Genomic DNA, 8,177 nt, shown 5'->3' with positions numbered 1-8,177 from the left:
GCACGCCACCAAGCAGAAGGCCGTGCCTTCTTACCGCGCGAATCCGCTACCGCCCGGAGCGATGCCCGCCCGCCGTTCCCGGCGACCACCGGGACGCCCCTGACACCGCAGACGTCCCCCTGACCGGGCCCCGCCCCGCCCGCCCCGCTCCGACCGGGCGAGGGCCGGCGTCCCGAGTGCGACACCTGCCGGAGGCACCCTCCCGCCGTGCACCTGCCGCAGCGCCACCGCCCCCCGAGCAGCGCTCGCTCGTGTCCCGGAATCACAGGAAGGACCACCACCGCATGACCCAGCGCAGAGCACTCCCGCGCGTCCCGAGGCAGGGCGCCCGCGGCGTCCCGCTGTTCCTCGCCGTCCTGGCCCTGCTGCTCGGCGGGCTCGGTCTGTCGCCGGCGGTGAGCACGGCGGCCGCCGCGTCGCCCGACTACACCCAGAGCGTGACCGCCGTCAGCGCCACCCAGGCGCAGATCTCCTTCACCCCGACCACCCCGGCGCTCTACGTCGACGTGCACTACCTGGTGAACGCGGCCAACCAGCAGAACCTCCGGATGGTCAACAACGCCGGCACCTGGACGTACACCGTCGGCGGCCTCGCCACCGGCAACGTGCTGGACTACTGGTTCACCTACGAGAAGAGCGGTCCGCAGTACGACACACCGCACTTCGGCTACACGCAGGGCGGCGGGGGCACCGGCGGCCAGGTGGCGCAGCCCTCCTTCAGCCCGGCCGGCGGGCAGTACGCCACGGCGCAGACGGTGACGATCTCCGACGCCACCGCTGGCGCGACCATCCGCTACACCCGTGACGGCTCCACGCCGAACGCCTCCTCCACGCTGTACACGGGGCCGATCAGCGTGACCGCCAGCAGCACCGTCAAGGCCTACGCCCAGGCGTCCGGTCTCACCGACTCCGCGGTGGCCACCGCCGTCTACACCATCGGCGGCACCCAGACGAGCTGCCCGGTGCAGTCGGACACCCCCGACTTCGGCCCCAACGTGCACATCTACGACCCCAGCATGTCCGCGGCCACGATCCAGGCGCAGCTGGACGCCCACTTCAACCAGATGAAGGACACCCAGACCGCGCAGTTCAGCTCCGACCGGGTGGCCGACCTGTTCAAGCCGGGCACCTACAACGTCAATGACAACGTCGGCTTCTACACCTCCGTCGCGGGCCTCGGCCAGGACCCCGACCAGGTCACCATCAACGGCAACATCACCGTTGACGCCTTCAACGCCTCGGACGCCGGCAACGCCACCCAGAACTTCTGGCGCAGCGCCGAGAACCTCGCCATCAACCCCGGCGGCGGCACCGACCGCTGGGCGGTCGCGCAGGCCGCCCCGTTCCGGCGGATCGACGTGCACGGCAACCTCGCCCTCTACCCGGCCAGTTACGGCTGGGCCAGTGGCGGCTACGTGGCCGACACCAAGGTCACCGGCCAGATGGCCTCGATCTCCCAGCAGCAGTGGTACACCCGCGACAGCGGGCTCGGCAGCTGGGACGGCGGTGTGTGGAACATGGTCTTCTCCGGCGTCCAGGGCGCTCCGGCCAACACCTTCCCCAGCCCGCCCGAGACGGTGCTCGCCACCACCCCGGTCTCCCGCGACGTCCCGTACCTGTACGTCGACGGCTCCGGCCGCTACCGGGTCCTCCTGCCGAGCCTGCGCACCAACGCGTCCGGCCCGAGCTGGGCGAGCGGCAGCACCCCCGGGAGCTCCCTGCCGATGAGCCAGTTCTACGTCGTCAAGGCCGGTGACACCGCCGCCACCATCAACAACGCCCTCTCCCAGGGCTGCAACCTGTTCGTCACCCCGGGCGTCTACCACCTCGGCCAGACGCTCAACGTCACCCGCGCCAACACCGTCGTGCTCGGCATCGGCTACCCGACCTTCGTGCCGGACAACGGCGTCAACGCCATGCAGGTCGCCGACGTGGACGGGGTCCGGCTCAAGGGCCTGCTCTTCGACGCCGGCACCGCCAACTCCCAGGCGCTGCTGACCGTCGGCCCGTCCGGTTCGGCCACGAGCCACGCCGCGAACCCGACCACGATCCAGGACGTGTTCTTCCGGATCGGCGGCCAGCTCGCGGGCAAGGCCACCAACTCCCTGGTGGTCAACAGCAGCAACGCGATCATCGACCACATCTGGGCCTGGCGCGCCGACCACGGCAACGCCGGGACGATCGGCTGGACGACCAACACCGCCGACACCGGCCTGATCGTCAACGGCAACAACGTGCTCGCCACCGGCCTGTTCGTCGAGCACTACCAGAAGTACGAGGTGATCTGGAACGGCCAGGGCGGCCGCACCATCTTCTTCCAGAACGAGAACCCCTACGACGTGCCCGACCAGGCCGCCTGGAAGAGCTCCGCCTCGGTCAACGGCTACGCCGCCTACAAGGTCGGCGCCAACGTCACCAGTCACGAGGCGTGGGGCCTGGGCAGCTACTGCTACTTCAACGTCAACCCCGCGGTGGCCAACTACCACGCGTTCGAGGTGCCCGACACCGGCGGAGTCCGCTTCCACTCGCTGCTCAGCGTCTCGCTGAACTACCAGGGCACCATCACCCACGTCATCAACGACACGGGGGCGGTCACCCCCACCGGCACCACCCCGGTCAACGTCGTCTCCTACCCGTGATCCGGGTCGGCCGAGGTGACATGACCTGATCCGCCCCCCGCACCGCCACCACCGTGCCGCCCCGCGCGCCCCTGCGCGGCGCGGCACGGTCCGGCGAGCGTGCGCCGTACCCGGCGTCCGGGACCGGTCCCGGGTGCCGAGACACATCACGGCGCGTCCCCGGACGTTTCCGCAGCCGGCGCGCCGACTTCTGCGCGCAGACCGCAAGCACACTGACCATCCGTCATGCAGTGGTGGATCACCTGCGACGGCAAGCGGCGACCGTCCGCACACCGGGCCTCCCGCGAGCGGGGCGCGCGGCTCGATCGGGCGAAGGAGTGGCGGGCGGAGGGAGCCCTCGTCTAGGGTCGGACTCCGAAGCGGGCCCCCGGGCGCTCACTCGAACGGGTGGGGCCACCAGGAAGAGGAGTTCCGATCTTGGCCTCCCATCGCCGTCCGAAGCAACCCGGCGGGGCGCGGGTGTCAGTGCTCACCGCCGCCGCGGCGACCGCCATCGCCCTGTCCGCCCAGGCGAGCGCCCACGCCGCACCGGCCAAGCCCTCCAAGGACGAGGTCAAGGTCCAGGTCGACCAGCTGATGCAGGAACAGGAGCAGGCCTCCGAGCGGTACAACGCGGCGGTCGAGCGCGGCGCGCAGCTGCGCAAGCAGTCCGCACAGCTCCAGGACGAGATCGCCCGCGGACAGGCGAAGCTCACCGAGGTCGCCTCCCGACTGGCCGCGGTGGCCGCCGACGAGTACCGCAACGGCAACGTGGACCCGACCGTCGCCCTGATGCTCTCCTCCGATCCGGGCAGCTACCTCGACAAGGCCTCCGGTAACCAGCAGGCCGGGGAGACCCAGGCGTCGACGCTCAAGTCCTTGCAGGAACAGCAGCGCCGACTCGACCAGCAGAAGCAGGAGGCAACCACCGTCCTCGCCGACCTGGCGCAGACGGACCAGGACCTCAACGCCGCGAAGGCGGACGTCCAGAAGCGCCTCAGCGACGCCCGCCAGCTCCTCAACTCGCTGACCGCGGCCGAGCGTGCCTCGATCACGGGTGGCGGTGCTGCCTCCCGCGGCGACGACCGGGTCGACCTCAGCAGCCTCCCGCCGGCCTCGGGCGCCGCGGCCGTGGCCGTCCAGGCGGCGTTGGACCAGCGCGGTGTGCCGTACAAGTGGGGCGGCACCACCACCGCCGGCTTCGACTGCTCGGGCCTGATGCAGTGGGCGTACGCGAAGGCAGGGGTGTCGCTGCCGCGCACCTCCCAGGAGCAGGCCACCGTGGGCACCAACGTGGGTACCGACCCGGCCAATGCGCAGCCCGGTGACCTGGTGATCTACCACGCGGACGCCCACCACGTGGCCATGTACATCGGCAGCGGCATGGTCGTGCACGCTCCGCAGACCGGTGACGTGGTGAAGATCTCCCCGGCCACCATGATGGACATCAAGACCATCCGCCGGATCTGACCCGCGGCCCCAGGGCCGTCGCGAGGGCGCCCGCGGCGGGCGTCAGGGCGACCGCCGGGGTGCCGACGCGGTCGAGGGAGCCCGGGCGTCGGCGGCCTCCCCGAGGTGCCGCGCAAACCGTTGGGCTGCCCGGCGCGGTTCCGGCATGATCGACTCGTGGACATCTACCTGGAGACCGAGCGCCTGGCGCTGCGCCGCTTCACCGCCGACGACGCGGACCTGCTGATCGAGCTGGACAGCGATCCGGCGGTGATGCGCTACCTGACCGGTGGCCGTCCGACCGCGCCGGAGGTCGTCCGCGAGCGCCATCTGCCGAACATCCTCGCCGGCTACGAGAAGTGGGGCGGCGACCTCGGGCTGTTCGCCGCGCACACGAAGGACGACGGAGCGTTCATCGGCTGGTTCATCCTGCGCCCGGAGCCGGAGGGCTCGCGGGACGACGTCGAACTCGGCTACCGGCTGCGGCAGGCGGCCTGGGGCAGGGGCCATGCCACCGAGGGTGCGCGGGCCCTGCTGGGCAAGGCGTTCACGGAGCTCGGCGTGCGTACGGTCTGGGCCGAGACGATGTCGGTGAACCACGCTTCGCGCAACATCATGGAGAAGCTCGACATGATGCTCACGGACACCGTCCCCGTTCCCTCCGACATGCAGATGATCGACGGTGCCGAGCACGGAGGCGTGCGGTACGAGATCACCAGGGATCAGTGGGCGCAGCGGTGATCGCGGTGCGGATGACCGTTCGGCGTCCGCACCCACCGATCGTCGCTGCGCCGCGCCGGGGCGTGCCGTGCCGTACGGCTACGGGGGCGGGGTCAGGACCGCGACCTCGGAGCCGTAGCCGACCACCAACTCCCCGTCCGGCGCGAAGGCAACGGCTCGGATCTGGTCGGGAAGGACCAGGTCGGGGCGCATCGTCCGGCCGGTCGCCAGGTCGTGGAGGCGCACGGCCCGGCCGTCCCGGCCGATGGTGGCCAGGACCGGTCGGCCGTTCACCGTGCCGGCGGCCGCCATCCGCGCCCCTCGGCACTGGCTGGTCAGCGCCGCCCCGATCTGCTCAAGGGTCGTCAGGTCCCACACCCGTACGGTGCCGTCGTCGCCGCCGGTGACCGCGACGGCGCGGCCCCGGACCTCCGCCACGGCCAGGGCCGCCACCCAGCCGCTGTGGTTGGTGAGCGGCCCCCCGACCTGCTCACCGGTGCTCAGGTCCCAGATCAGTCCGTCGTCGCCCGCGGTGACCACGACGGCGCGGCCGCCCACTTCGGCAGCGGCCAGGGCCATCACCCAGCCACTGTGCTTGGTGATCGGCCCCACGACCTGCCGACAGGTGGTCAGGTTCCACACCCGTACTCTGCCGTCGTCGCCACCGGTGACCGCGAAGGCGTGGCCCCGGACCTCCGCCACGGCCACGGCCCGGCCGGGACACGAGGTGATGCGCTCGCCGTAGCCGGTGGCCAGGTCCCAGACGCGCAAGCCGTCACCCCCGACCGTCACGGCAACCTCGCGGCGGTCGACCGTCGCCGTCACCATGGCCCTCACCGGGCCGGTGTGCCCCATCAGTGCCGGTCCGGCCGGCCTGCCGGTGTCCAGTTCCCACAGTCGGACCGACCCGTCGTCGCCTCCGGTGACGGCCACTGCACGACCGGCAAGCCTCGACACCGCCACGGTCCGTACGTACCCGGTGTGACCGGCGAGGGGCGTCACGGGGACGGGAGTGAGGTCCCAGACCTGCACCATGTCGTCCGAGCTGCTGGTGACCGCGACCGGGAGTCCGTCCACCGTGGCCGTGGCCACCGCGACGACCCCTTCGGCGTGCCCGGTCAGCGGTGGCCCGAGCTGCTCGCCCGTGGCCAGGTCCCACAGCCGTACCGTTCCGTCCTCCCCGCCGGTCAGCGCGACCGTACGCTGCTGCAGCTGCGTCGTCGCCACCGCCCACACCGGGCCGGTGTGGGCGGTCCATGGCCGGCCGAGGGGCTTGCCGGTGGAGAGGTCCCACACCCGCACGGTGCCGTCCCAGCCTCCGGTGACGGCAACGACCCTGCTGTGCACAGCGGTTGTTGCGACCGCCAGCACAGCGCCGACGTGACCGATCAGCGGCTGCCCGACCTTCTTCCCGGTGGCGAGGTCCCAGAGCCGGACCGTTCCACGGCAGGTACCGGTGACCACACGGGCGCGGCCGTGCACCTCCGCCGTGTCCATCGCCGTCACCGAGGTGGTCCGACCGGTGAAGGAACACCCCGAGGGCCGGCCGGTGAGCAGATCCCACACCTGCATGCCCACCTCGTCGTCGGCGGTCACCGCGACCGCGCGACCGTGGAGCACCGCCGTGGTGATCGCCCGGGCCGGGCCGCCCGGGGGCTCCCCGAGCGTGTCACCGGTGGCGAGGTCCCACACCCGTACGGTGCCGTCCCAGCCGCTGCAGACCGCGACCGTCCGCCCGTCGGCCGTCGCGGTGGCAGCCGCGCGTACGCCCGGACTGCGTCCCGCAGGGTGCGGCCCGACCTGCCCACCGGTGGTCAGATCCCAGACGCGGACCGTGCCTTCGCTGCCGGCGGTGACGACGACCGGCACTCCGTCGGATTCCGCCGTCGCCACCGCTCCGCCCGGGTGGCCGGTCAGTGACCGAAGGCGTCGTCCGTCGAGCGGGGCGCCGACGGCCCACCGGACCTCCCAGCCCGCGGCAGGTGCGACGCGATCTGCGGCGGCCGCGTCGAACCGGTTCACCATGGCGCGGTGCCCCCACCGGAGCGCCTCAAGGCGCAGGAGCCACCACCGGTCTTCGCCGCCGACGGCGCGGTGCTCGCTCAAGGACTTCCAGTACACCCAGGCGGACAATCTGGCGTCCCAGCCCGCGGCCATGGAAAGCAGTGGAACGACCAGGTCCGGGTCCGATCGCACCAGGAAATCCACATCCGTCAGAAGGTCATCGGTCCGGCCCGCCCGGATTGTGGCCTCTATTCTCCTTCGCAGCCCGGCCAGGATGCCCTCGGGCGGGCAGACTTCTGGAATCGGATTCACGACGGCATCTCCCCGGGGTTTGATCGCAATCGGCGCGTGACGTCGAGGGTATGAGCAGGAAGCGGCGTGCTGTAACGGCGATTCATTGCGTCAGGGGTGTCGGTCGTTGCGCCTGCGGGTGGCTTGCGGCGAAACCGTGACCACGACGGCAGACGCCTTCGAGGGAGGCAGGGAGGCTTTCCCGGTCGGCGGAATCAGCGGGAGAGCCGACCCTTCGGACGGGGAGGTGAACCCACCGGGCGGCGCCGTCCGGCCGGACGCGCATGCCGTGTGCCGAGGCGACGGACCGGACGATCTCCAGGCCGCGTCCGCACTCGTCGGCGCTGCGCGCGGTGGTCGAGCCGTCGCTGCGCACAGCGGGCCCACCGTCGGTGACCGCCACACAGATCTGCCGCCTCGAACGATCGTGGAACAGATGCAGGGCAATCGGGGGAGCGGCGTGGACGACGGCGTTGGTCACCAGTTCGGACACCACCAGCAGGACCGCATCCGCGGCATTCCGGTCCACGTTCCAGCTCGCCAGTCGTCCGGCGGATGCCTGCCGCGCACGTCCGACACTCTTCGGGCATTGCGCCAGACGCCATGAATCGTGGTCCGCGGGGAATCGGCACGGCGGATGGCCGGAGAAGGGGTGGCCCGGCGCTCCGTCCGGCCACCCGAGGACTTCGCTGGACTGGTCGCTCCGGCGGCGTGTCGGCGACATGGCTTCTCCTCGGATATCGCTGGCGATCGCGCCGAGGTCCTTCGGTGCCGTGAGTGCTGTGCGGCAGGAGACCGGGAATGCTGTGAATGGGGAGCAGGAAAGCACGTGGACCTGCGGCTGTCAGGCATGAGCCTACGGCGGCCGCCTTCCGCCCATAACGTGCATCCGTTGCGCGGCACGTCGGAATCGTTGCGCCATTTTGGTATGCGTGCGGAATCATTGAGGTGGGCCGTGTCCGGCGTGACGGTTCGTCCGTCGGTGGTGCGCGTGCACACCGGGGGGCCGATGACGCGTTGTCCACGCGGATACGGGGGGGGGGGGGGGGCCCCCCCCCACCCCCCCCCCCCCCGACAAACACACAAACAAGGATG

The 8,177-nt window shown here is 71.5% G+C and carries 5 protein-coding genes; 3 read left to right on the top strand and 2 right to left on the bottom strand.

Going from position 1 to position 8,177, the window contains the following annotated elements; genetic code table 11:
* The first annotated feature begins 284 nt into the window (after window positions 1-284).
* The 3 genes from ACFV0G_RS01455 to ACFV0G_RS01445 all read left to right on the top strand — a co-directional run bounded on the left by ACFV0G_RS01455 (window position 285) and on the right by ACFV0G_RS01445 (window position 4,808).
* Complete coding sequence (locus ACFV0G_RS01455) at window positions 285-2,639, top strand: chitobiase/beta-hexosaminidase C-terminal domain-containing protein (RefSeq protein ID WP_380539703.1); 2,355 nt, start codon at window positions 285-287, stop codon at window positions 2,637-2,639.
* A 459-nt stretch (window positions 2,640-3,098) separates the two neighbouring features.
* Entirely contained in the window at window positions 3,099-4,088 is a 990-nt protein-coding gene (locus ACFV0G_RS01450; protein ID WP_380539700.1) for an NlpC/P60 family protein, read from the top strand.
* Window positions 4,089-4,244: 156 nt separating this feature from the next.
* Window positions 4,245-4,808: a GNAT family N-acetyltransferase gene (locus tag ACFV0G_RS01445; protein WP_380539697.1), complete on the top strand. Its 564-nt coding sequence runs from the start codon at window positions 4,245-4,247 to the stop codon at window positions 4,806-4,808.
* A gap of 78 nt (window positions 4,809-4,886) precedes the next feature.
* Here ACFV0G_RS01445 and ACFV0G_RS01440 read toward each other — a convergent pair whose 3' ends face one another.
* On the bottom strand, window positions 4,887-6,983 hold the full coding sequence (locus ACFV0G_RS01440; protein ID WP_380539694.1) for a WD40 repeat domain-containing protein: 2,097 nt from the start codon (window positions 6,981-6,983) through the stop codon (window positions 4,887-4,889).
* Between the two features lie 202 nt (window positions 6,984-7,185).
* A complete protein-coding gene (locus tag ACFV0G_RS01435; protein ID WP_380539691.1) occupies window positions 7,186-7,806 on the bottom strand; it encodes an ATP-binding protein in 621 nt (206 codons plus the stop codon).
* Between the last annotated feature and the right edge of the window lie 371 nt (window positions 7,807-8,177).

It is taken from the genome of Kitasatospora sp. NPDC059571, from assembly GCF_042735675.1.
In the GTDB taxonomy this organism is placed as follows: domain Bacteria; phylum Actinomycetota; class Actinomycetes; order Streptomycetales; family Streptomycetaceae; genus Kitasatospora.
The sequence above is the reverse complement of the archived record's forward strand: the minus strand, read 5'-3'. Positions and strand labels throughout refer to the sequence as shown.

Coding starts and splice junctions, on each gene's coding strand:
- ACFV0G_RS01455 (WP_380539703.1), top strand. CDS start 285: ATGACCCAGCGCAGAGCACTCCCGCGCGTCCCGAGGCAGGGCGCCCGC.
- ACFV0G_RS01435 (WP_380539691.1), bottom strand. CDS start 7,806: ATGTCGCCGACACGCCGCCGGAGCGACCAGTCCAGCGAAGTCCTCGGG.